The sequence below is a fragment of the Gemmiger sp. genome, from assembly GCF_057431175.1.
In genome coordinates this window covers 71261-93336 of record NZ_DBMDDV010000002.1, presented here as the reverse complement: position 1 = coordinate 93336, position 22076 = coordinate 71261, and the positions used below count along the sequence as shown (strand labels likewise).

The 22076-nt window shown below is 61.7% G+C and carries 17 protein-coding genes; 2 read left to right on the top strand and 15 right to left on the bottom strand.

The genetic code is table 11. From position 1 onward, the window contains the following. Positions 1-16 precede the first annotated feature (16 nt). Together ACZO0A_RS01530 and ACZO0A_RS01525 are read left to right on the top strand one after the other, a co-directional pair. Positions 17-1792, top strand: a complete 1776-nt coding sequence (locus ACZO0A_RS01530; RefSeq protein WP_302375798.1) for a hypothetical protein — start codon at positions 17-19, stop codon at positions 1790-1792. A gap of 84 nt (positions 1793-1876) precedes the next feature. After that, on the top strand, positions 1877-2395 hold the full coding sequence (locus ACZO0A_RS01525; protein ID WP_291212800.1) for a hypothetical protein: 519 nt from the start codon (positions 1877-1879) through the stop codon (positions 2393-2395). Positions 2396-2573: 178 nt separating this feature from the next. Here ACZO0A_RS01525 and ACZO0A_RS01520 read toward each other — a convergent pair whose 3' ends face one another. The 15 genes from ACZO0A_RS01520 to argJ form a co-directional block, all read right to left on the bottom strand. Further along, positions 2574-4847 carry a SpoIIE family protein phosphatase gene (locus ACZO0A_RS01520; RefSeq protein ID WP_302370316.1) on the bottom strand — a complete coding sequence of 758 codons (2274 nt, stop codon included), beginning with the start codon at positions 4845-4847 and terminating at the stop codon, positions 2574-2576. A 364-nt stretch (positions 4848-5211) separates the two neighbouring features. Beyond that, positions 5212-6732, bottom strand: a complete 1521-nt coding sequence (locus ACZO0A_RS01515) for a WecB/TagA/CpsF family glycosyltransferase (RefSeq protein ID WP_308132755.1) — start codon at positions 6730-6732, stop codon at positions 5212-5214. Positions 6733-7130: 398 nt separating this feature from the next. After that, positions 7131-8240, bottom strand: a complete 1110-nt coding sequence (locus ACZO0A_RS01510; protein WP_291210087.1) for an aldo/keto reductase — start codon at positions 8238-8240, stop codon at positions 7131-7133. Positions 8241-8476: 236 nt separating this feature from the next. Beyond that, complete coding sequence (locus ACZO0A_RS01505; protein ID WP_291210084.1) at positions 8477-9223, bottom strand: amino acid ABC transporter ATP-binding protein; 747 nt, start codon at positions 9221-9223, stop codon at positions 8477-8479. Next, the gene (locus tag ACZO0A_RS01500) at positions 9210-9905 is read right to left on the bottom strand and encodes an amino acid ABC transporter permease (protein ID WP_215690595.1); all 696 of its coding nucleotides are present in this window, start codon (positions 9903-9905) and stop codon (positions 9210-9212) included. Before ACZO0A_RS01500 ends, ACZO0A_RS01505 begins: the two co-directional genes overlap by 14 nt. Before the next feature lie 249 nt (positions 9906-10154). After that, the gene (locus ACZO0A_RS01495) at positions 10155-10970 is read right to left on the bottom strand and encodes a transporter substrate-binding domain-containing protein (RefSeq protein WP_291210080.1); all 816 of its coding nucleotides are present in this window, start codon (positions 10968-10970) and stop codon (positions 10155-10157) included. 265 nt (positions 10971-11235) lie between these two features. Then, entirely contained in the window at positions 11236-13092 is a 1857-nt protein-coding gene (locus ACZO0A_RS01490; RefSeq protein ID WP_215690593.1) for an ABC transporter ATP-binding protein, read from the bottom strand. Continuing rightward, positions 13070-14821, bottom strand: coding sequence for an ABC transporter ATP-binding protein (locus ACZO0A_RS01485; protein WP_215690592.1), 1752 nt, complete (start codon positions 14819-14821; stop codon positions 13070-13072). The genes ACZO0A_RS01490 and ACZO0A_RS01485 overlap by 23 nt, the downstream gene beginning before the upstream one ends. Positions 14822-14931: 110 nt before the next feature. After that, positions 14932-15837, bottom strand: coding sequence for a DMT family transporter (locus ACZO0A_RS01480; RefSeq protein WP_302375797.1), 906 nt, complete (start codon positions 15835-15837; stop codon positions 14932-14934). A 124-nt stretch (positions 15838-15961) separates the two neighbouring features. Continuing rightward, the gene (locus tag ACZO0A_RS01475; protein WP_291232152.1) at positions 15962-16588 is read right to left on the bottom strand and encodes a hypothetical protein; all 627 of its coding nucleotides are present in this window, start codon (positions 16586-16588) and stop codon (positions 15962-15964) included. An 88-nt stretch (positions 16589-16676) separates the two neighbouring features. Beyond that, positions 16677-17318 (bottom strand): YitT family protein, encoded by a 642-nt coding sequence (locus tag ACZO0A_RS01470; protein WP_291232153.1) that lies wholly within the window; start codon positions 17316-17318, stop codon positions 16677-16679. 119 nt (positions 17319-17437) lie between these two features. Next, entirely contained in the window at positions 17438-18349 is a 912-nt protein-coding gene (gene argF, locus ACZO0A_RS01465; RefSeq protein WP_294779661.1) for an ornithine carbamoyltransferase, read from the bottom strand. Beyond that, positions 18346-19527 carry an aspartate aminotransferase family protein gene (locus ACZO0A_RS01460; protein ID WP_215690581.1) on the bottom strand — a complete coding sequence of 394 codons (1182 nt, stop codon included), beginning with the start codon at positions 19525-19527 and terminating at the stop codon, positions 18346-18348. The genes argF and ACZO0A_RS01460 overlap by 4 nt, the downstream gene beginning before the upstream one ends. A 59-nt stretch (positions 19528-19586) precedes the next feature. Further along, positions 19587-20441 carry an acetylglutamate kinase gene (argB, locus tag ACZO0A_RS01455; RefSeq protein WP_291210061.1) on the bottom strand — a complete coding sequence of 285 codons (855 nt, stop codon included), beginning with the start codon at positions 20439-20441 and terminating at the stop codon, positions 19587-19589. A gap of 236 nt (positions 20442-20677) precedes the next feature. Then, positions 20678-21904, bottom strand: coding sequence for a bifunctional glutamate N-acetyltransferase/amino-acid acetyltransferase ArgJ (argJ, locus tag ACZO0A_RS01450; RefSeq protein ID WP_302375796.1), 1227 nt, complete (start codon positions 21902-21904; stop codon positions 20678-20680). Between the last annotated feature and the right edge of the window lie 172 nt (positions 21905-22076).

The following is a 22076-nucleotide window of genomic DNA, read 5'->3' as shown; positions in this document are numbered from 1 at the left end:
ACCAAAGGATTTTTCCATGCCATCACGTAAAAAACTCTCCCCACTCGCCCTGGTAGCGCTGCTGTTCTTTGCCTGCACCATCGTGTACGGCCTGCTCAGCAGCTACCCGCGGCAGCTGGCCGTGTACAGCGACGAGCTGCGCTATCTGGACGTAGCCCGCAGCCTGCTGGCCGGGCGCGGGCTGCGCGTGCGCAATATGCCCAGCGACTACCAGAAAATTCTCTATCCGCTCTGCATCCTGCCTGCGCTGCTGCTCAAATCCACCGCCGCGCAGATCACGGCCATCGGCTGGCTGAACGCCGCCTACATGGCCAGCGCGGTTTTCCCGGCCTATGCGCTGGCAAAAACCATGCGGATGAACCCCCACCGCACGGTGTTCTTGGTGGGCGTCACGGCGGTGCTTCCCACGATGTCCGCGGCCTCCACCTTCATGAGCGAGACGGTCTTTCTGCCGCTCTCGCTGTGGCAGGTGTATTTCTTCCTGCGAGCCATGCTTGCTGCGCCCCGGGCGCGCATCGGCTGGTGCGCGGCAGCGGGCGCATTCTGCTACCTGCTCTACTTAAACAAGGAAGTGGCACTCTACTACCTGATTGCCTGGGTGCTCGTCCGCGCCTGGGTCTGGTGGCACGACAAAGCCAGCTGGAAAGCTGAGCTTGCCGCCACCGCCGCGCTGCTGGGCAGTTTTCTCGCCTGCTTTTTGCTGGCGAAGGCCACGTTGTTCCGGGGGCTGGGCAACTCCTACAACCAGACAAGCTGGCTGAACGCCGAGCAGTGGCGTTTTCTGCCTTTTGCCCTCGCCTGCGACGCGCTGTTCACGGTGCTGGCGTTCTGGGTGTTCCCGGTGCTGCTGCCGATCTGCGGGCTGCACCGCCCCCGCAAGGGCAGCGACGCCCGCCGTACCCAGCTGCCGCTGTTTCTGTTGCTGTCCCTTGCCATCGGTGTGGCGGTCATCGCCTGGTCCATCACCGTGCGGGAGGACCTGCACTCCCCCTCGCCCCGGCAGCATATGCGGTACCTGGAGCCGCTGCTCATCCCGCTGCTGGCCGTGATGCTGGACACGCTGGACGAACCCCTGACCCAAATGCGCCGCCGCGTGCTGGCCGCGCTGACCGCCCTCTGGGGCATCGGCTTCGTGCTGGTCTGCCGGGCCATCGGTGCGGGTGCGGGGGACAACACCCTTTTGCAGTGGTTTGACTTCATCGCCGATCGTCTCGACCGCCTGCCCACCCTGGGGCTGAACGGCTGGCTGGCCGTCTGGCGCGTCGTCATTGCTGCAGGCGCGGCCGTGCTGGGCGTGCTGCTGGTGCGCCGCAAATACCGGCGCCCGCTTGCCGTGGCCGCGTTGGCGCTCTGCGTGCTGTGCTATGCGGGCGAGTGGCGCATCAACCGCTGGACCTACGCCATCCCCGCCGAGACTGCCGCCCGAGCCTCAGCCCTGAACGACGCGCTGCAATCGCTGAACGGCACTGTGCTGTTTCTTCCCAACGGCATCCGCCAGCGGGACAGTCAGCTCATCGAAACCTACATCTCCCGCGATTTCTACATTGTGGAATACGAGACGCTGCAAGCCTCCGACCAGCTGGCAGACGGTGTGCTGGACCTGACTGCCGAGGCCGTCGGTCCCGAGTACCCGGGCCACCCCTACACCGACCTGACCGCCGCCGACTGGCTGCTGGTAGCCGATGGCGTACCTGTGGACACCACCGCGCTGGAGCACAGCGGCATCCCCTGCCCGGACGGCTATACCCTCTACCGCAACCCCACGCCGGGGCTGATCGCTTTCCTCGTGTAATTTTTACAATCCAGCCTGTTGCTATTGGGGCGCGAAGCATGGTATACTGTATGTGTATCGTCCATTTTCGCAAGGAGGCGCCCTATGGGCCTGATCAACACCATCCAGACAAAAACCGAACAAGCCCGCGCGAAGGAACGCATCCGCCCGCTGCTGGAAAGCCGCATGATGCGTGATATCCTGCTTGAGATCAGCCAGCGCGGCACTGAAAAGCTCGACCCGCAGAGCGTCCCGCTGGATCAGCGCCCCTTGGCCTCCAAACGCGCCGCCGAGTGCGGCACTGCCGGGTTGCAGCAGAGCGTTATCCGGGAAATATTGCTCGACGAGACCGGCATCGTGCTCTATGCTGGCAGCGACGAGGTCAAGTTCCTCTACGGCGACTACAATTACGAGAACATCGACGACACCGACTGCCTCCCCGCCGTGGCGCAGTATCTGGTGCAGCACCTGCTGGGGTATTACAACATCACCCGGACGTTCTACTCGGTGTCCAAGCACAACGGCCGCAGCGTAGCCGAAAAGACCCGCCAGGTCTTTATCAAACGCCACCACGAGGACACCCCCTTCGACCCCCAGCCCACCCGGAAGCAAAAATTATTTTAAGGCAATACCGCACAATTCCCGCCTGACGGCTTAAGCACCGCTCCGGCGGCTGCGGCACTTAGAATTATGCGGTATTGCCTTAAAACGCACCGCGCCCCATGCCAGCAACGCATGGGGCGCGGTTTTGTTATACGCCTTTCCCCCTTGTCTGTTCCTGCGGGCGGGGCCACGCCCGCCTCTACGCCCTCTTCCCCATCGCCAGCACCGCCACGGTAATATCATCCCGCTTTTCCCCGGCGCGGCAGGCGGCGGCATCCGCTACCGTCTCGGCGGCCTGCTTGGGGGTGTGGCCCAGCTTGGCGCAGAGCTGTAACTGCTGCATCAGCCAATCGCTGCCGTCTGTCAGGGCACCGTCGCTGACCAGCACCACCCAGTCCCCCGCATCCAGCGCAAAGGTCGTGGAGCGGCCCACCAAACTGTCCAGCACGCCCATGGGCAGGCTGGCACCGTCCAGCATCCGGGGCACGCCGCCCCGCACCAGAAAGCTCGGCGCAGCCCCGGCCTTGAACAGCCCGGCCCGCCCGGTGTACAGGTCCACCGTCAGCAGGTCCAGTGTCGCCCCGGCCTCCTGCTCGGCCCCTTTCAGCCCCAGCGCCACATTGACAAGCCGCGCGGCGCTCTCAGCGGCAAAGCCCGCCCGCAGCAGCTGGGCTGTCAGTTTGGCGGCCATCTGGCCGTCCACGGCGGCGGCGCGGCCTGTACCCATGCCGTCACACAAAAGCATCTGCGCCCGGCCGCCGGTATCGCAGAACTGGTCCAGCGCGTCGCCGCTGACCGGCTGGCCGCTGGCAGCGTGGGCCGCCGCGCCGAATTCCACCGTGAACAAGGGCCGCTCCCCAAAGGTCAGCATCGTGACGGTGCGGCAGTGGGTGATCTCCGGCGTGTCCATATCGCGGCGGCAGATGCGGCTCACCTCGTCGGTCAGGCCGCGCACCTCGTCCTGGGTAAAGTGAGTGCGGCAGATCGTTACGCTGGCGGTCAGCCGCCCGGCCAGGTCGGCGGTCACGCTGCATTCCAGCGCGTCCAGCCCCAGGTCCGCAAACAGTTGGGCCACTTTTGCCTCCCGCCGGGGGTCCGGCAGCCCGGCCTGGCCCAGTTTGCCCGCCAGCTGGGCCAGCGCCCCGGCCAGGGCGCTGTACTGCTCGGTCAGGGCGGTGCGCAGCATCGACGCCCGCGCCCGGGTCTGGCGGCGGCTGCGCCACAGCCGGTAGCCGTGGTTGGCCGCCGTACACAGATCTGCCGGGTGGATGCAGACTGACAGCTGCCCCGGCAGGTCCTGCACCTCAACGCGGCCCTGGCCCTCCAGAATCGGCTTTAGATGGTACAGCCCATCCATGGCCGTGGCGTAGCCCCGCACCCAGCAGCGATTACGCCGGGTGCAGCTCTGGCAGGTGGTGCGGGCCACCTGCTCCACCACAAAATCAAAGCTCTCGCCCTTGGGCGGCATCTGCCGCTGGCAGACTGCGTTGACCGTGTCGGCAATATCACTTAAGGTGTCGGCCACGCTGGCCAGCTTGCGGGCCGCGCCGCTCAACCCCTGGGCCTGCACCGGCGGTGCGGGCGGCGGAAAAATTTTGCGCATGACCCCGCCCGGCACAGCCATGGCCGCCGCTATGCCCACCCCGGCACTGACGGCCAGCGGCAGCGCACCGGCGGCATCCGGTGCGGCCAATGCCCCCACCGTGCAGCCCGCCGTGAACACCCCGGCACAGCGCCAACGCTCGCCCGGGCAGAGGCAGGCCGCGGCCAGGCTGCCCATTGCCACGGCCAGCGCCGCAAAAGCCAGTGTCGGCCCTGATGCCGTGATGGCCGCCGCCAACGCAATGCTTAAAACCGCCGTTTGTTCCAGCGTGCCGCCGATGGCTGCGCACAGCCCCGCCCCGGCCGCCAGCGCCAGGCCCGGAGCCAAAGGCCCGACGGCACAGCGCTGTAAGCAGGCCGTGACCGCTGCCAGCCACAGGCAGACGCCCCGCGGCTCCCGCGCGGGAAAATGCGCGAACGCACAGCCCAGCCCCGCCGCAAGCAGGGCCGTGCACCCCACCGTGACCGTCTGGGAAAAATTTACAAGGCCCCCCAGCAGAATGATTTGCACCATCTGCGCCGCCGCCAGGGTCAGGCAGCCCGCCAGCAGCCCGGCCTTGGGGCGCTCATCGATAAGCCGCCGCACCGTGGCCGCAGCTACCGCCGCCGCGCCCAGTTTGATGCCCAGCAAGGCGGGCTGGAACGCTATCCCCGCCGCCAGCGTGCCCACCGCTGCCGCCAGGCAGTAGGCCGGCGGGCAGCTGATGACCAGCGCCAGCCCAAAGGGGGCCGCCCCGCCGTAGACCTGCCCGGCCCCCAGCGCCAGCCCACCCGCCAGCGCCGCGCCCTGCCACAGCAGCGCCGCGCTGCGCGCACCGGGCAGCAGCTTGTCCATATTGGTATGTAAGCGTTCCCCACTCAAAACAGCCATCGTTGTTTCCCTCCGCAAATATACAGTGTATGTCCGGACGCTTTGCACTATACCACGCCCCGCCGCCGCATTTTGCCGCAGAGCGCAGAAACCCGAAAACAACGTATAAACAAACAAAAAAGAGCACCGCAGCCCATAAAAGACTGCGATGCTCTTGTGTAAAGGCTTCCCCCTTGGGGGAAGCTGTCGCCAAAGGCGACTGATGAGGGGCAGGTTTGCCGATGCAACCCGTCTACCGGGCAGTCGCGGCAAACTTGCCCCTCATCCGGCCCTTCGGGCCACCTTCAGTCTACGCGCTGAGAGCCTTCTTCGGCGGTTGCGCTCCGACACGCGCCTGCGGGCGCAGTCCCCGGGAGAAGGCTTTTCACTGCCGCCACGTCCACCACAAATACTTGGTGTTCGTGACAAAATACCGCTTGAACAGCCGCTTGGGGTCCTGCATCAGGCGGTAGAGCCATTCCAGGTTGTGCTTCTGCATCCACTGCGGGGCACGGCGGATATTGCCCGCCTCGTAGTCGAAGGCGGCGCCCACGCCCACCATCAGCGCCTGCACGCGGTCCTCATGTACGGCCATCCAGCGCTCCTGTTTCGGCGCGCCCAGGCCCACCCAGACAAAATCGGGCTTGGCCTCATTGATCATCCGCACCACGTCCTCGTCCTCCTCGGGCGTCAGCGGGCGGAATGGCGGGGAGTACATTCCCGCAATGACAGCTCCGGGATAATTCTCCGTGACTTTTTCCCGCAGCACATCCAGCGTTTTCTGCGTGGAGCCGTAGAAATAATGGCGGTAATGCTTGGTTTTGCTCTCCTTCAGCAGCTCCTTCATCAGGTCGGGGCCGGTCACGCGGGCCGCGTCCACATACCCCTGCTGGCGGCTGTATTTGGAGAGCGGGCCGCCGTCCGGCAGGGCCATGACTGCGCCGTTCTGCACCTTCTGGTAGTCGGGGTCATCGTGGGCTGTCACAGTGGTGTGGACATTTGCCACGCAGATGTATTTCCCGCGCCAATCTTCCAGTTTTTCCTCGATGAGGCGCAGGGTCTTGTCCATATCGGTCACGACGATGTTCACGCCCATGATGTCGCAGGTGTTCATCAACCGTAGGTCCATGTACCGCATACCGCCGATGCTGTCCAGTTCGCTGCGGGCGGTCACAAAGTCGTTGTACACCGGCACCGCCGCCACCCGCAGGTGGAAGTTATCGGCCAGCAGCATGATACGGCGCACTTCCTCGGCGTCCTGCACATCCTGGGCCAGCACCAGCATTTCAATTTTCTGGGTGCGCACGACCTCAAACAGGTCGGCCACCGTGCCGCGGTAGTCGGGCAGGTCGGCGCAGGGGGCCGCCGCCAGGTAGCCGCTGTACCGCATGGCCATCGTTTTCTTTTCCCGGAAAACTTCGTTGTAGAACCGGTGAGCCAGCTCGCCGCTGCCGATGATCAGCGTGCGGGGCACAATGTCATGCCGCCGCACATAGGCGGTCGCCAGGGCGCTGAACAGCATCCGCTTGGCCAGGATGCCCACCACCGACAAGACATAATAGTAGGCCAGCAGCAAACGCGAAAGCTGACTGACGCGGAAGATGTAGAACACCGTCGCCATCATCGCCAGGCCCACCAGGTTCGTTACGCCGATCTGGAACAGCTGGCGCATTTTGTTCTGGCTGTGCAGCGAGCGGTAGCAGCCTTCCACCACATAGCAGGCCACGTTCACCAGCGCATACAGCCCCGCGATGGGCAAAAACGCCCAGACGTCCCACATAAAGAAGCGGCTGCCGATCGGGCTGACGGAGCGCAGCGCGCCCGCAATGATAAAAACGACGACCAGCAGTATAAATTCAAACAGCGCGTTGAAAAAACGCAGCATGGGCGATTTGTTGTAGTGCATAAAGTCCCCCTCCAAACGGCAGACATATATTGGGATTATAGCATATTCCACACCAATTTTCAACCAACCGGACGCGATTTTCCACACAAGCGGCATCATTTCCGGGTGGAACAACAACTGCGGCAACCAGGTTTTGTTAGTTCAAGCGCGAAAAGCCCGTTTGCCATTCTTTTGTCAGCGCCCTTGAAAGCTGCAGCCCGGGCGCTGCTGCCGTTGCGCCTATAAAACAGCACCAGCCGTCACGGGGGCGTGACGGCTGGTGCTGTTTTACTTTAGGGGGTTGTTTTATCCACAGTAGATGCAAACGCTGTTTTCACCATACTCGTGCTGCTGGGTGCCATGTTCCGTATTGGAATAACGCTTGCAGGGGGAATTGGCTGCCGTGGGGGAAGGCTTTTTCATTTCTTCTCAAACTCTTTCGCCACATCCTGCAGCAGCGTCCGGATCGGCAGATGCTGCGGGCAGATGCGCTCGCACTTGCCGCAGCGGATGCAGTCCGACGCGCGGGAGCCGGGCTTGGTGTGGACATCCTCATAATAGTAGTCCGCATTCCAATCGTGGTGGATGCTCTTTGTGTTCATGATGGCGAACAAATCCGGGATGGCGATGTGCCGGGGGCAGCCCTCGACGCAGTAGCGGCAGACTGTGCAGGGGATCAGGTTCATCTTGCGGAACACGTCCACCACCTGATGCACAGCGGCCATTTCTGCGTCATTCAGCGGCTGGAAATCCTTCATGTAGGAGAGGTTATCCTTCATCTGTTCCAGGCTGCTCATGCCGGACAGCACCATCATCATGCCGGGGAAGCCCGCCGCAAAGCGGATGGCATAGCTGGCAGGGCTGCCGCCGTGCAGGTCGTCGAAAATCTTCTTCGCGTCATCGGGCAGGTTGACCAGGCTGCCGCCCTTGACCGGCTCCATGACCAGTACCGGCTTGTCGTGCTTACGGCAGACCTCATAGCATTTGCGGCTTTGGACGGCAATGTCATCGTAGTCCAGGTAGTTGAACTGGATCTGCACGACCTCAACCTGCGGGTACTCGGTCAAGATCTGGTCCAGCACCTCGGCGCGGTCGTGGAAAGAGATGCCCACATGGCGCACCTTGCCCTCGGCTTTCAGTTCGAACGCCGTCTCGTAGGCGCGGCAGTCCTTAAAATGCTGGTAGTTGGTCGACCCCTGGGAGTGCATGAGGTAGAAGTCAAAGTAATCGACACCGCAGGCCTCGAGCTGGCTCTGGAAGAAGGGACGGATATCCGCCTGCGTCTTGAAGTAGCCCTCGCTCAGCTTATTGGTCAGGATGTAGTCTTCCCGATTATGGCGGCTGGTCAGGCACTCTTTCAGGGCCAACTCGCTTTTGCCCTGAATGTAGCCGTGGGCTGTGTCAAAGTAGTTGAACCCCTGCGCCAAAAAGGTATCGACCATCTGCTTGGTCTGTTCAATGTCGACGTCCTCGCCCTGCATCGGCAGACGCATACAGCCGAACCCGAAATTTTTCTTGATTTTTTCCACTTGTAAATGCTCCTTTCACAAGTTGTTGCCTCTGGGAACATTGTAGCAAACTTTAACTTTAAGTTCAAGAGGGGGATATAAAAAGGCTTCTCCTGAGGGAGAAGCTGTCTGCGAAGCAGACTGATGAGGGGCGCGTTTGCCGTTACCACCCATTCACGGGCAGCAGCGGCAAACGCGCCCCTCATCCGGCCTGCGGCCACCTTCCCCCCAAGGGGAAGGCTTTATCTGTTTTCCGCTTACAGCACCTTACTCAAGAAATCGATCGTCCGCTTCTGTTTCGGGTGGTTGATGACCTCGTCGGGGGTGCCTTCCTCAACGATATACCCACCCTCCATGAAGATCACACGGCTGGCGACCTCGCGGGCAAAGCCGATCTCGTGGGTGACAACGACCATCGTCATACCCTCGGCGGCAAGCTGCTTCATGACTTGCAGGACTTCACCGACCATTTCCGGGTCCAGCGCACTGGTCGGCTCGTCAAACAGCATGATATCCGGGTCCATGGCCAGGGCGCGGGCAATAGCCACGCGCTGCTTCTGGCCGCCGGACAGCTGCGCCGGGTAGGCTTCGGCCTTGTCGGACAGACCCACGCGGTTCAGCAGGTGCAGGGCCTTCTCCTTGGCTTCACCCTTCGTGGCCTTTTTCAGCTCCACCGGGGCCAACGTCATGTTGCCCATGACGTTGAGGTTATTGAACAGGTTGAAGTGCTGGAACACCATGCCGACATTCTCGCGCACTTTGTTCAAATCGGTTTTCTTGTCGGTCAGGTCGTGGCCATCCACAATGACTGTGCCGCCGGTGATTTCTTCCAGGCGGTTCAGGCAGCGCAGAAAAGTCGACTTGCCGCTGCCGGAGGGGCCTAGGATGACAACGACCTCGCCCTCATAGATATCCGTCGATACATCGCGCAGGACCTCGAGGTTGCCGAAGTTTTTTTTCAAATGCTCAACGTGAATTTTGACATTCTGCTTATTGACGCCCACGGTTGAGCCTCCTCTCCACCCGCTTGGCAAGGCGGGACAGCAGTGTAATGACGATCAGGTACATCAGCGCGACAATGCTCCACACCTGGAACGCGCTCATCGTGTTGGCCACGACGTTCTTGGCGGTGTTGACCAGCTCGGGGAAGCCGATGACCGACAGGATGGACGTGTCTTTCAGCGTGATGATGAACTGGTTGATGATGGAGGGGATCATCGTGCGGATGGCCTGGGGCAGCACGACCTTGGCCATGGCCTTCCAGTACGACAGGCCCAGGCTGCGGGCGGCCTCCATCTGGCCCTTGTCCACGCTCTCGATACCGGCGCGGATAATTTCCGCCATGTATGCACCGCAGTTCAGCGCCAGGCAGATGGTGCCTGCCTGCAGGGCGGTCAGCGTGAGCTGCGTGTTGATGCCTAGCATGGTATTCAGGTGCATGATGTTGTTGAGCAGCATCGGCACTGCGAAGAACACGTAGAACGCAAGCACGATCATAGGCACGCCGCGGATGACGTCAACAAAAATCGTAGCGATGATGTTGCAGGCTCGGTTTTTGACGACACTCATAAGGCCGACGACCAGGCCGATGATGCAGGCAAAGAACAGCCCGCACAGCGCCAGCAGCAGCGTCTGGCCCATAGCGGCCGCCAGCAGCCCGCCGTAGTTTGCAAGAATTTTAGCCAAGGGTCAAGACTCCTTTCGGGGTGGTTGGATACAAGGCTTCCCCCCTCGGGGGAAGGTGGCCGCAAAGCGGCCTGATGAGGGGCAGCCTGCCCGCAGCTGCCCCTGTATGAGGCGGCCCGGCAGACTCGGCCCTCACCCGGCGCTGCGGCGCCACCCTCCCCCTCGCGGGGGAGGGCAAGGGATTTTCGCAGAGGCCACAAAAGCGGGGCCGCCCGCAAAAACAGGCGTCCCCGCGTGCTTTATTGTTTGTTAGCCCAGGTACTTTGCCAGGATCTCATCATACTTGCCGTTGGCTTTGATGTCAGCCAGACCGGCGTTGAAGGCATCCAGCAGCTCCTGGTTGTCAGCGTTGAAGATGGCGAAGCCGTAGGGGGCGGGGTCGCTAGCGGTGTCATCCAAAACCTTCAGGGCCAGGTCGCCGTCCTTGATGGAGGCCTTCATGATGGGGGTATCCTCAAAGCAGCCAACGCACTGGCCGCCCAGGACAGCCTGGTACATCGTGGGGGAATCCTCAAAGTAGGTGATGTTGAAGCCGTACTCGTCCTTCAGGCTCTCGGCATAAGAAGCACCCTGGGTGCCGGTCTTGACGGCAATGGTCTGGCCGCTCAGGTCGGCGAAGCCGGCGATGGTGGAATCCGCGCCCACGGTCAGGGTCTGGGTGCTGTCATAGTAGCCGTCGGAGAAGGTCCAGCCGCTCGCCTTGCGCTCATCGGTGATGGAGGCGCCGGCGATCATGCCGTCAGCCTGGCCGGCCTGGCAGGCCGCGATGGAAGCATCCCAGCCCAGGCTCTTGAGCTCATACTCAAAGCCCTGGTCCTCGGCGATGGCCGCCAGGATGTCTACGTCGATGCCGACAAAGTTGCCGGAGGCGTCGGTGTACTCAAAGGGCTTGAACACCGTGTCGGTAGCGATGGTCCACTTTTTGCCGGTGGCCTCGGTGGTGGCAGCCCCAGAGGAGGCAGTATCGGCGGCTTCCGAGGAAGCAGCCGTGGAGGATGCGCCGCCGCAGGCAGCGAGAGACAGGGCCATGACGGAGGCCACGCCGAATGCAAGCAGTTTTTTCATGAGATACTTTCCTTTCCACTCCACAAATTTTTCCGCCGCCGCGCGGCGGGCCGATGCAGAACCAAAAAAGGGCAATAGCGCCATGGGACCATGCTGCTATCGCCCTTGATAGTTTCTGCTGTATCGTACTTATAATTATAGCACACCGTCGGTAAAAGTCAATACCAAAAAACAGTTACAGCTTTATTAAATTAAGTTTCGCCGCCGTTTCGACGATGTTTTTGTAAATTTGTGCGTGATGCAGGGACACAAGGTTGCATATGACTCACGACAGCTCGAACATACCGTGGTAGAGCTGGTAGTATTCACCCTGCTTTGCCAGCAGTTCCTCATGGGTGCCGCGCTCAATGATATGCCCGTGTTCCAGCACAATGATGGCGTCGGCGTTGCGCACGGTGGACAGCCGGTGCGCGATGACAAACACCGTGCGGCCCTCCATCAGGCCGTCCATGCCTTTTTGGATGAGCGCCTCGGTGCGGGTGTCGATACTCGACGTTGCTTCGTCCAATATCAGCACCGGCGGGTCAGCCACCGCCGCGCGGGCAATGGCCAGCAGCTGCCGTTGTCCCTGGCTCAGATTCGCACCGTCAGCCGTGACCATCGTGTCATACCCCCTGGGCAGGCGGCGGATGAAGGAGTCCGCGTTGGCGATCCTGGCCGCCCGCTCAATTTCCTCCTGCGTGGCATCCAGCTTGCCGAAACGGATGTTGTCCGCCACGGTGCCGGTGAACAAATGTGTATCCTGCAGGACGACACCCAGCGAACGGCGCAGATCATTTTTCTTGATAAGCCGCACATCCATCCCATCGTAGGTGATGGAGCCGCCGGACACCTCATAGAAGCGGTTTATCAAATTGGTGATGGTCGTTTTGCCCGCGCCGGTGGAGCCAACGAAGGCGATTTTCTGGCCCGGTTTGGCGTAAAGCGAGAGGTTTTGCAAAATCATCCGCTCGGGCGTGTAGCCAAAGCTGACGTCGTGGAACCGCACATCGCCGGTCAACGGCTCGGGCGGCACATCGGGGCGGCTGCGGTCACACCAGGCCCAACGGCCGGTCTTTTCGGCGCATTCGGTCAGGGTGCCGTCGGCGTTTTCCCGCACGCGGACCAGCTCCACCGTGCCCTCGTCGATCTCGGGGCGCTCTTCCATGACCGTAAAGATACGCTCCGCGCCCGCCAGCGCCGCCAACAAAAAGTTGCCCTGCTGGGTAAACTGGTTGATGGGCAGGGTTGTCTGGCGCACAAACACCAGGTAGCTTGCCAGGCTGCCCAAATCGGACCAGCCCCACATAACCATCAGGCCGCCCACCACCGCAATGATGGCGTAGTTGATGTAACCGATACTGACGACGGCGGGGATCATCGTGGCGGCGTAGCTCTGGGCACCGGTGCCGGCTTGGCGCAGTTTTTCGTTGCGGGCGGCAAAGGCGGCCATGTCGGCCTGCTGGTGGTTAAAGACCTTGACCACCTTCTGGCCCGCGATCATTTCCTCCATGTAGGCGTCCAGCTCGCCCAAGCTGGCCTGCTGGCTGGCGTAGTAGGCGCGGCTGCGCCTGGTGGAGTAGTTGATGTACCAGAACATGGCAATGTAGCCCACCACGACCAGCAGCGAGAGCCGCCAGTTGAGCACGAACAGCAAAAACAGCGTGCCTGCGATCTGTATAAACATCTGAATGACCACCGCAAAGCTGTTGTTCAGCGCATCGGAAATCGTGTCCACATCGTTGGTGAACAGGCTCATCAAATCGCCCTTGCGGTTCGTGTCAAAGAAGTTCAGGGGCATCGTCTGCAGGTGGGCAAACAGGTCGCTGCGGATTTCCTGGGTGATACGCTGCGCCGTGCGGACCATGAGCTGGGTGTAGCCCAGGGTGGACAGCGCGCCGATGAGGTAGACGAACGCCGTGAACGCCACGACCCCGGCCAGGTAGGCAAGACTGCCGTTTTCCAGAATGCCGTTGACGGCCGGGCGTATCATGTAGGTGCCAATCAGGGCGGCCAGGGCGCTGATGGACGTCAGCACGCCGATCAGTGCCAGTTTGCGCTTGTGGTGGCCTAGGTAATCGCCGAAGCGGCGCAGGGTGTGGCGCAGGTTTTGCGGGCGCTTACCGCCGAATGCTTTCGCCATCTGCGTCGCCCCCTTTCATCTGGGAATTGTAAATTTCCTGATAGATCGTATCCTTTTTCAGCAGTTCGTCATGGGTGCCAACGGCGTGCAAACGGCCGTCGTCCAGAATCACGATGATGTCCGCGCTCTGGACAGACGAGATGCGCTGGGCAATGATGAGCTTGGTCACGTCGCCCAGCTCGGCCAGCGCGCGGCGGATGCCGGACTCGGTGGCCGTATCCACGGCGCTGGTGGAGTCGTCAAAAATCAGCACCTTGGGGTGTTTGAGCAGCGTGCGGGCAATGCAAAGACGCTGCTTCTGCCCGCCGGAGACATTGCACCCGCCCTGGCCCAGGTCGGTGTCAAGGCCCTGGGGCATACGGTTCAGAAATTCATCGGCGTGGGCGGCGCGGCAGGCGGCCCACAGGTCGTCGTCGGTGGCATCGGGGCTGCCCCATTTGAGGTTGTCGCGGATCGACCCGGAGAACAGCAGGTTCTTTTGCAGCACAATTCCCACAGCATCCCGCAGAGCGGCCAGGTCGTAGTCACGCACGTCATGCCCGCCGACCTTGACAGTGCCCTCGGTGGCATCGTAGAGGCGGGGGATCAGCTGCACCAGCGTCGTTTTGGCCGCGCCGGTGCCGCCGATAATGCCCACCGTCGCACCGGCGGGGATGTGCAGCGTGATGTCGGACAGGGCGTTTTTCTCCGCCTTTGCGTTGTATTTGAAGCTGACGTGGTCAAAATCGATCCGGCCGTCGGGGATCGTCTCCACCGGCGCGGCGGCGTTGGCCAAATCAGGCTGCTCTGTCAGCACCTCGCGGATGCGGCGGGCGCTGGCCAGCGAACGGGACATCTGGAGAAACACGCCGGAGAACATCATGACCGAGTTGAGCACCTGCAAAACGTAGCTCAAAAAGGCGGTCAGCTGGCCGACGCTCATGGTGCCGTGCAGCACAAAGCCGCCGCCGAACCAGAGAATGCAGACGATGGCCGTGTACATGACGGCCTGGAATGCGGGCAGGTTGAGCACGGCATAGCGGAACGTCTCGGTCGAGGCGTCGCTGAGTTCGGCGTTGACGGTGTTGAACTGGTCGTTCTCATAGTCGCCGCGCACGAAAGCCTTGATGGCGCGGATGGCGGTGAGGGATTCCTGGATGCGGCCATTGAGGTGGTCCACAGCGCTCTGCTGGCGGCCATAGAGCGGGCCGACTTTCGAGACGATCCAAGCCAGCACGGCAGCAAGGATCGGCGTTGTGATGAGGAAAACCAGCGTCAGCCGCGGGCTGAGCACGCAGGCCATAGCAAGGCCCATGCCCAGCATGACCGGGCTGCGCACCAACGGCCGCAGGCCGGTATTGACAGCGTTGAGCATGACGGTAACGTCGGTGGTCATGCGGGTGACGAGGGACGCATTGGAGAAACGGTCAAGGTTCGCGAAGTCGAATTTCTGCACGGCGGCATACTCCGCCAGGCGCAGCTCCGACGCAAAGCCGTTGGCAAACCGCGCGGCGTACCGGGCATAGAGCAGACCGGTAATGAGCGCCAGCACCGCGCAGAGAATCATCAGCCCGCCCTGTCGGAAGATGACGGCCATATTGTGGTCCGGCACGCCGTCGTCCACCAGGGTAGACATCAGCACGGGGATGACCATTTCAAAGATACATTCAACAAAGATAAGCCCCACCGCCGCAAACAGGTCTTTGCGGTAGGGTTTACCGTAACCAAAAATCATGCGCAGGTCCTGCATAGGAGACCTCCTTTGGGACGTTATGCGGGAAGGGAATGGGTAACGATGGGAAGGCTGCAAAGCCCCGGACCTCGCAGGCTCGGACAGTCCCCTTTGACAAGGGGGCCTTTTTAGCCGCGCTTTTTCTCCGGCAGCTGGCTCGCCACAATGGCCCCAAACATCAAAACGCAGCCGCACAACTCGGTGGCGGACAGCGTCTCGCCCAAAATCAGCCAACCGGCCAGGGCGCTGAACACACTCTCCAGGCACATGGCAAGGCTGGCAATCGTCGGGTCCAGCTCCTTCTGGCCGACGATCTGCAGCGTGTAGGCCACGCCGCTGGACATGATGCCGCAGTAGGCAATGGACACCGCCGCGCCGCGGAACTGCTCGATGGTCGGCGTTTCAAACGCAAACATAAACACAGTGGACAGCACCGCCACCACTAAGAACTGCATAAAACTCAGCTGGATGCCGTCCAGCTGGGGGCTGAAATGGTTGACCAGCATGATTTGCAGCGTGAACAGCGCCGCGCAGAGCAGCAGCTGCCACTCGCCGCCGGTCAGGCTCAGGGTATCGCGGCCTGCCAGGCAGAGCAGATACAGCCCCACCACACTGACCACCACGCAGCCCCACAGCTTGACGCCGGGGCGGCTGCCAAAAAAGATGCTCGTGACCGGCACCAGCACCACGTAGAGCGCCGTCATAAACCCAGCCTTGGCCGTGCTGGTGGTGCCAATGCCCATCTGCTGCGCCGCCGACGCCGCAAACAGCGCCGCACCGCAGAAAATACCGCCCTTGACCAGCACCTTTTTGTTCTGCCAGAACCCCGGCTCGGCGGCGGTGTTCGTCCTGCCCATCTTGCGCAGCACAGCCATCAGCCCCAGCAGGAACGCGCAGGCCAGCCAGCTGCGGCCCGCCAAAAACGTGTACGGCCCCATGTAGTCGCTGCCGACGCTCTGCGCGACGAAAGCTGTGCCCCAGATGAATGCGCCGCACACCAGCAATAAGGTGTTGCGCAGCTGTTTTTTGTCCATAATTTTTCCCTTTTCCCTCTGTGTTGTACTTTCCTGCGGGCCGATGGCGAGCACCGGCCCCTACGATGCATCATCAAAAATGCCGCCCGGCCATCTGCGGCGCGGGCGGCATTGTTGCCTGTTTTTAACTGTTGGTGGTTTCCTCGTCGCCGTAGGTGTTCAGCTCGGTGCTGCCCAGGCCCTCCACCTTCAGGCCGCCGGTAACATAGTATTTGTTGCCGTTGTCATAGCTGATGGTGATTTTGTACTGCTTGCCTGCGGTCAGGCCGGTAATGGTGTACTGGTAGTCAGCCTCGTCGGCGCGGAAGTAGATCGTCGAATCCGGCACATAGCTTGTCATCGTCTTATCGTCGGAAAGCTCCCAGAACGCGATCTTGAAGTACATATAGTTCTCGCTGCTGGCCTCGGTAGACGCATAGCCGGTCACGGTCATGCTGTCGCCGCCCGCGACGAAATACTCAGTGGAGCGGTTGGCAATGCCGTTGAAGGAGACATACAGCGTATCATCCATCGGGTAAGTCACCACACGGGCGGAGTCGGTATCCATCTCGGCGGGGAACTCCACGCTGCCGCCTGCGGGGGCTTTCGTGGTGGTGTCGGTGTCCTCCTCGTCGGATTCCTCGACCAGGCCCAGCTTGTGGACCAGATGGACGACAACATTCTGTGCCCACTCTTTGGGGGAGCAGGCCGTCAGGCTGACTGCCAGCAGCACGGCCATAGCCAGCGCCGCGAGCTTGCGGGTAAGTTTCATATCGTAAACCTCCAATGGGTGATGTCTGCAAAAATACACAGATTATTATACCGCAAAATTCCCGTGTGTACAAGCGTTCCGGCGGTTTTTACACATTTGTTTTTGTGCGGAAATCCTTGATGTAGTCGATGAGCAGCGACGACACCGTGACCGTGACCAGCGAATAGGCGATGCGCCGGAACGGAATGTAGGACAGCGACGCAAAAAGCACCGTTAAATCGGTAAAAAGGTACGCGCGGGAGAGTCGCCAGCCGGTCAGCTTGTGGATGACGAGGGCCAGCGCGTCGTCGCCGCCGCTGGACCCGCCCTGCCGCACGATCAGCCCGACGCCCACGCCGACGAACACACCGCCCAGCAGCGCCGCCGCCAGCGGCCAGGGCGTCAGGTCAGGCAGCATCGGGGGAAAACACTCCCACAGGCGGTAGAACCCTGCCAGGCTGATGCTGGCGATACCCGCCGAGAGCAGGAAATCCCACCCCAAAAATTTAAACGCCAGCGCGTAACTTATGGCATCCAACAGGGGCGACGCCACCGACGCCGGAACGCCGAGCCAATGGTTGATGAGCAGCACCAGTCCGATGATGCCGCCCTCCGTGATGGCGGTGCGTTGGTGGATGTTGTGGATGCCGAAGGAGAGTATCGCCGTGCCCAGCATGATAATGGCAATGCGCCGCGGCGTGAACCGGGCCAGTACACGTTGGATTTTTTGTTGCAGCGTTTGTTTTGACATAGCGGCACTCCTTGGACAGTGATATATCCAGTATAACACAGCCTGTCAAGGGAAGGCGGCGAAAGCCCCTCTCGCCCCAACAAAAAAGCAGGGCCGCACTCTGCCCTGCTTCCTGTACTTTATTTCCCCGCCAGCAAAATTGCCAGCACGGCCTTTTCCACGTAAATCCGGTTCTCGGCCTCGTCAAAAATCTCCTCCATGTGCCCTTCCAGCACATCGGGGGCGATCTCCTCGCCGCGGTGGGCGGGCAGCGGGTGCTGCACCATGCAGTCCGGCTTGGCCAGCGCCATGCGGGCCGCATCCAGCGTAAAGCCGGTGAAATCCCGGCGGCGCTGCTCGGCCTCGCGCTCCATGCCCATGCTGACCCAGACATCGGTAAACAGCACGTCCGCATCGCGGGCGGCCTCGTCGGGGTCGTTCGTCAGCGTGAATTTATCGCCGTACCGCTGCGCCAGCATCAGCACATCGGCTGCCGGGCGGTAGTGCTTCGGGCAGGCGGCCGTGACCGCCATACCCATGGCAAGGCAGCCCACAATGACGCTGTTCGCCATGTTGTAGCCGTCGCCGATGAACCCGGCCTTCAGCCCGGCCAGCGTGCCCTTGCGCTCACGCACGGTCATTAAGTCCGTCAGCACCTGCAAGGGGTGGGCGTAGTCAGTCATGCCGGAAATCACCGGTATGCCGCTGTATTTTGCCAGCGCGTCCAGGGTCGTCTGCTTGTAGGTGCGGCAGACGATGGCGTCATAATACCGTCCCAGCACGCGGGCGGTGTCCTGCACAGGCTCGCCGCGGGCAGTCTGCAGATCATTGGCGCTCAGGTAGGTGCCCAGGCCGCCCATCTGGTAGATGCCCACTTCCAGGCTTGCGCGGGTGCGGGTGGAGTTTTTGGCGAAAATCAGCGCCACGGCCTTGCCCTGCAAGTCCTTCGGGTCGATGCCGTCCCTGTGCAGCCGCTTATATTCGTCGGCCACATCCAGGATGTGGGTGATCTCCTCGGGCGTCAGGCCGCCCAATTTCAGCAGATGTTTCATACGCATTTCTCCAGCACGGTGCGCAGGGTATCCAGCGCGGCGTTCACATCCTCCGCCGTCAAAATCAGCGGCGGCAGCAGGCGCAAACGAGTCTTGGCGGTCAGCACCAGCAGGCCCTGCTTCTCGCAGGCGGCGCGGACATCGGCGGCCTTGATGCCGTCGTCAAAGGCGATGCCCACCATCAGGCCCAAGCCGCTGACCTGCTGCACATGGGGCAGTTTGGCAAGCCCGGCGCGCAGCTGGGCCGCACGCTCGTTGACATTGGCGAGGAACTCCTCGTCCATCGTATCCAGCACGGCCAGCGCACCGGCGCAGCAGACCGGGTTGCCGCCGAAGGTCGAACCGTGGCTGCCGGGCTTCATATGCTCGGCGACCTTTTTGTTCATGACCACCGCGCCGATGGGCAGGCCGCCGCCCAGACCCTTGGCCAGGGTGACGATATCGGGGTGCAGGTCAAAATGCTCGCAGGCCAGGAACTTGCCGGTGCGGCCCACGCCGGTCTGCACCTCATCGACGATGAGCAGAATGTCTTTTTCCTTGCAGAACGCCGCGACCTTGGCAACATAGTCGGCATCCAGGGCGACAACGCCGCCCTCGCCCTGTACCAGCTCCATCATGACGGCGCAGGCAGAAGCATCGGCGGCCTTTTCCAGCGCGGCAAAATCGCCCGCCGGGACATAGGCAAAGTTGCCGGGGAAGGGTCCAAAGTCGTGGTGGAACACATCCTGGCCGGTGGCGGTCAGGGTTGCCAGCGTGCGGCCATGGAAGGAATTGACAAGCGTGATGACCTTGCTGCGGCTCTCGCCATACGTGTCTACGCTGTATTTGCGGGCGCACTTGATGGCACCCTCGTTGGCTTCGGCACCCGAGTTGCCGAAGAATACCGCATCCAGCCCGGTGCGGCGGCAGATTTTTTTTGCCAGCTTGCCGTCCGGGGCAGTGTAATACAGGTTGGAGGTGTGCTGCAAGGTCGCGGCCTGGTCTGCCACGGCCTTGACCCAGGCGGGGTGGCAGTAGCCCAGGGAGTTGACGCCGATACCCGACGTAAAATCGAGATATTCCTTGCCGTCGGCGTCCCTGGCGGTCATGCCCTTGCCCTCTGCCAGCACGACCTGGCTGCGGCCGTAGGTGTGGAGGATGTAGTCGTTGTCCCGGGAAATCACTTTTTCGGTATTCATCTAGGGTACCCCCTTTATCATGTGCAAGAGCCTTCCCCCATCAGGGGAAGCCTTTTCAATCAGCGGTTCCCCCGCCGATAGAACATTGTACCTGCGCCTCTGTCACTGAACATTTCCAGCAAAATCGAGTGGGGCACGCGGCCATCGATGATGACGGCCTCGTGGACGCCCTGGTAGATGGCGTCGGCCATGCCCTCGATCTTGGGCAGCATACCGCCCGCAATGACGCCTGCGGCCTTGTAGCCCTCGATTTCGGAGACTTCGACCTCAGGGATCAGCGTGGATTCATCGTCCTTATCGTAGAGCAGACCAACGATATCCGTCATGCTGACGAGTTTTTCTGCGTGCAGGGCAATGGCAATTTCAGCCGCGGCCGTGTCTGCGTTGATGTTGTAGGGGATGCCGTTGTCGTCCATGCCGACGGTAGCAATGACCGGGATGAAGCTGTCGGCCAGCAGGTGATCGATCAGCGTCGTGTTGACCTTTTCAATTTCGCCGACATAGCCCAAATCCACATCCGATTTGCGCTTGCACATGATCATGTGGCCGTCCATGCCGCACAGGCCGACGCCGCGGCCTTTGAGCAGCGCGACCAGGTCTTTGTTGACCTGCCCGGCCAGCACCTGCTGGACAATGCCCATGGTCTCTTCATCGGTGTAGCGCAGACCGTTCACAAATTTGGATTCCTTCCCCACGCGCTTGAGCATCTGGTTGATGGCAGGCCCGCCGCCGTGTACCAGCACGACCCGCACACCCAGCAGCGTCAGCGTGACCAGGTCGTTCATAACGGCCAGTTTCAGTTCATCGTTGACCATGGCATTGCCGCCGTACTTGATAACCAGCGTTTTGCCGTGGTATTTTTGGATATAAGGTGTAGCCTCGCTGAACAGCAGGGCCATTTGTTCATTCTTCATCGTTTCCTCCATCCCCTACCTCTAAAGCCTTCCCCCAAGGGGGAAGGTGGCCGAGCTTGCGAGGCCGGATGAGGGGCACGCCTGCCGCAGCATCCGTCTACCGGTCTGCCGCCGAAAGCCCGCCCCTCATCAGTCGGCTTCGCCGACAGCTTCAGTCTACGCGCTAAGAGCCGCCTTCGGCGGTTGCGCTCCGACACGCGCCTGCGGGTGCAGTCCCGCGGGAGAAGCCTTTTTCATCAGGTTCTGTAATCCCCGTTAATTTTCACATAATCATAGGTTAGATCGCAGCCCCAAGCCTTGGCGGTGGCGTCGCCGCTGCCAAGGTCAACGAGGATATCGATCTCATCCTCCTTCAGCACCACGGCGGCCTCATCCTCGCTGTACGGGTGGTAGGCGGCGTTCTCGCAGACGAACACCTCGCCGGCCTTGCTCTTGAGGCGCACCGACGTCTTGCTGATATCGAAGTCCCCCGGCGTGTAGCCAATGGCGCAGAGCACGCGGCCCCAGTTGGCATCTGCACCGAACATGGCGGCCTTGAACAGGGTGGAATGGATGACGCTCTTGGACACCGCGCGGGCGGTCGCCAGGTCGGGTGCGCCGGTCACGGTGCATTCCAGCAGCTTGGTCGCGCCCTCGCCATCCCCGGCCAGCTCGCGGCTCAGGTGTTCGGCGGCCTCGGTCAGCGCAGCAACAAACGTATCATAGTCGGGCGTACCGTCAACGATTTCCGCGCCGGACAGGCCGGAGGCCAGCAGCAGCACGGTATCGTTGGTGGAGGTATCGCCGTCCACGGAAATCTGGTTAAAGGTAGCGGGCACGACGGTGGACAGCGCCTTCTGCAGGGCGGCAGGCGCGACCTTAGCATCGGTCGTCATAAAGAGGAGCATCGTGGCCATGTTCGGGTGGATCATGCCGGAACCCTTGGCGATGGCACCGATGCGAACGGTCTTGCCGCCGACCTCAAACTCCAAAGCGATTTCTTTCGGGTGGGTATCAGTAGTCATGATGGCGGTGGCGGCGGCGTGGCTGCCTGCCTCGCTGGCGGCCAGCTTGGCGGCAGCTTCGGGGATGCCCTTGGCAAACGGCTCAATGCTCATGGCCTGGCCGATAACGCCCGTGGAGGAGGGGAGCACGTCGTCGGCGCTGATGCCCAGCTCTTTCGCGACGATATCGCAGGTGTCTTTCGCCAGCTGCACGCCGCCCGGGGCGCAGGTGTTGGCGTTGCCGCTGTTGACGACGATTGCCTGGGCATAGCCGTCCTTCAGATGCTCGCGGTCCACCGTGATGGGAGCGCCGTAAACCTTGTTGGTAGTGTAGCAGCCTGCGCCCGCGCAGCGGACATCCGCCTTGATGAGCGCCAGGTCGAGCTTGGAATGGTTATGGCGGATGCCGCAATGCACGCCCGCCGCGGAAAATCCCTGCGGCGCACAGATGCCGCCGGGGATGGATTTGAAGTTGCTCATAATATGTACCTCTCTCTTTACATCTAAACATCTAAGCCTTCCCCCTTGGGGGGGAAGGTGGCCGAGTTTACGAGGCCGGATGAGGGGCGCGTCTGCCGTGATTGCCCGCGAACAGGCTGCGACGGCAAGGCCGCCCCTCATCAGTCACCTTCGGTGACAGCTTCAGTCTACG

What these genes read in the sequence shown, in the direction of transcription:
- ACZO0A_RS01530 (WP_302375798.1), top strand. Translation starts at nt 17, where the DNA reads ATGCCATCACGTAAAAAACTCTCCCCACTCGCCCTGGTAGCGCTGCTG.
- ACZO0A_RS01525 (WP_291212800.1), top strand. Translation starts at nt 1,877, where the DNA reads ATGGGCCTGATCAACACCATCCAGACAAAAACCGAACAAGCCCGCGCG.
- ACZO0A_RS01520 (WP_302370316.1), bottom strand. Translation starts at nt 4,847, where the DNA reads ATGGCTGTTTTGAGTGGGGAACGCTTACATACCAATATGGACAAGCTG.
- ACZO0A_RS01515 (WP_308132755.1), bottom strand. Translation starts at nt 6,732, where the DNA reads ATGCACTACAACAAATCGCCCATGCTGCGTTTTTTCAACGCGCTGTTT.
- ACZO0A_RS01495 (WP_291210080.1), bottom strand. Translation starts at nt 10,970, where the DNA reads ATGAAAAAACTGCTTGCATTCGGCGTGGCCTCCGTCATGGCCCTGTCT.
- ACZO0A_RS01490 (WP_215690593.1), bottom strand. Translation starts at nt 13,092, where the DNA reads ATGGCGAAAGCATTCGGCGGTAAGCGCCCGCAAAACCTGCGCCACACC.
- ACZO0A_RS01485 (WP_215690592.1), bottom strand. Translation starts at nt 14,821, where the DNA reads ATGCAGGACCTGCGCATGATTTTTGGTTACGGTAAACCCTACCGCAAA.
- ACZO0A_RS01480 (WP_302375797.1), bottom strand. Translation starts at nt 15,837, where the DNA reads ATGGACAAAAAACAGCTGCGCAACACCTTATTGCTGGTGTGCGGCGCA.
- ACZO0A_RS01475 (WP_291232152.1), bottom strand. Translation starts at nt 16,588, where the DNA reads ATGAAACTTACCCGCAAGCTCGCGGCGCTGGCTATGGCCGTGCTGCTG.
- ACZO0A_RS01470 (WP_291232153.1), bottom strand. Translation starts at nt 17,318, where the DNA reads ATGTCAAAACAAACGCTGCAACAAAAAATCCAACGTGTACTGGCCCGG.
- argF (WP_294779661.1), bottom strand. Translation starts at nt 18,349, where the DNA reads ATGAAACATCTGCTGAAATTGGGCGGCCTGACGCCCGAGGAGATCACC.
- ACZO0A_RS01460 (WP_215690581.1), bottom strand. Translation starts at nt 19,527, where the DNA reads ATGAATACCGAAAAAGTGATTTCCCGGGACAACGACTACATCCTCCAC.
- argB (WP_291210061.1), bottom strand. Translation starts at nt 20,441, where the DNA reads ATGAAGAATGAACAAATGGCCCTGCTGTTCAGCGAGGCTACACCTTAT.
- argJ (WP_302375796.1), bottom strand. Translation starts at nt 21,904, where the DNA reads ATGAGCAACTTCAAATCCATCCCCGGCGGCATCTGTGCGCCGCAGGGA.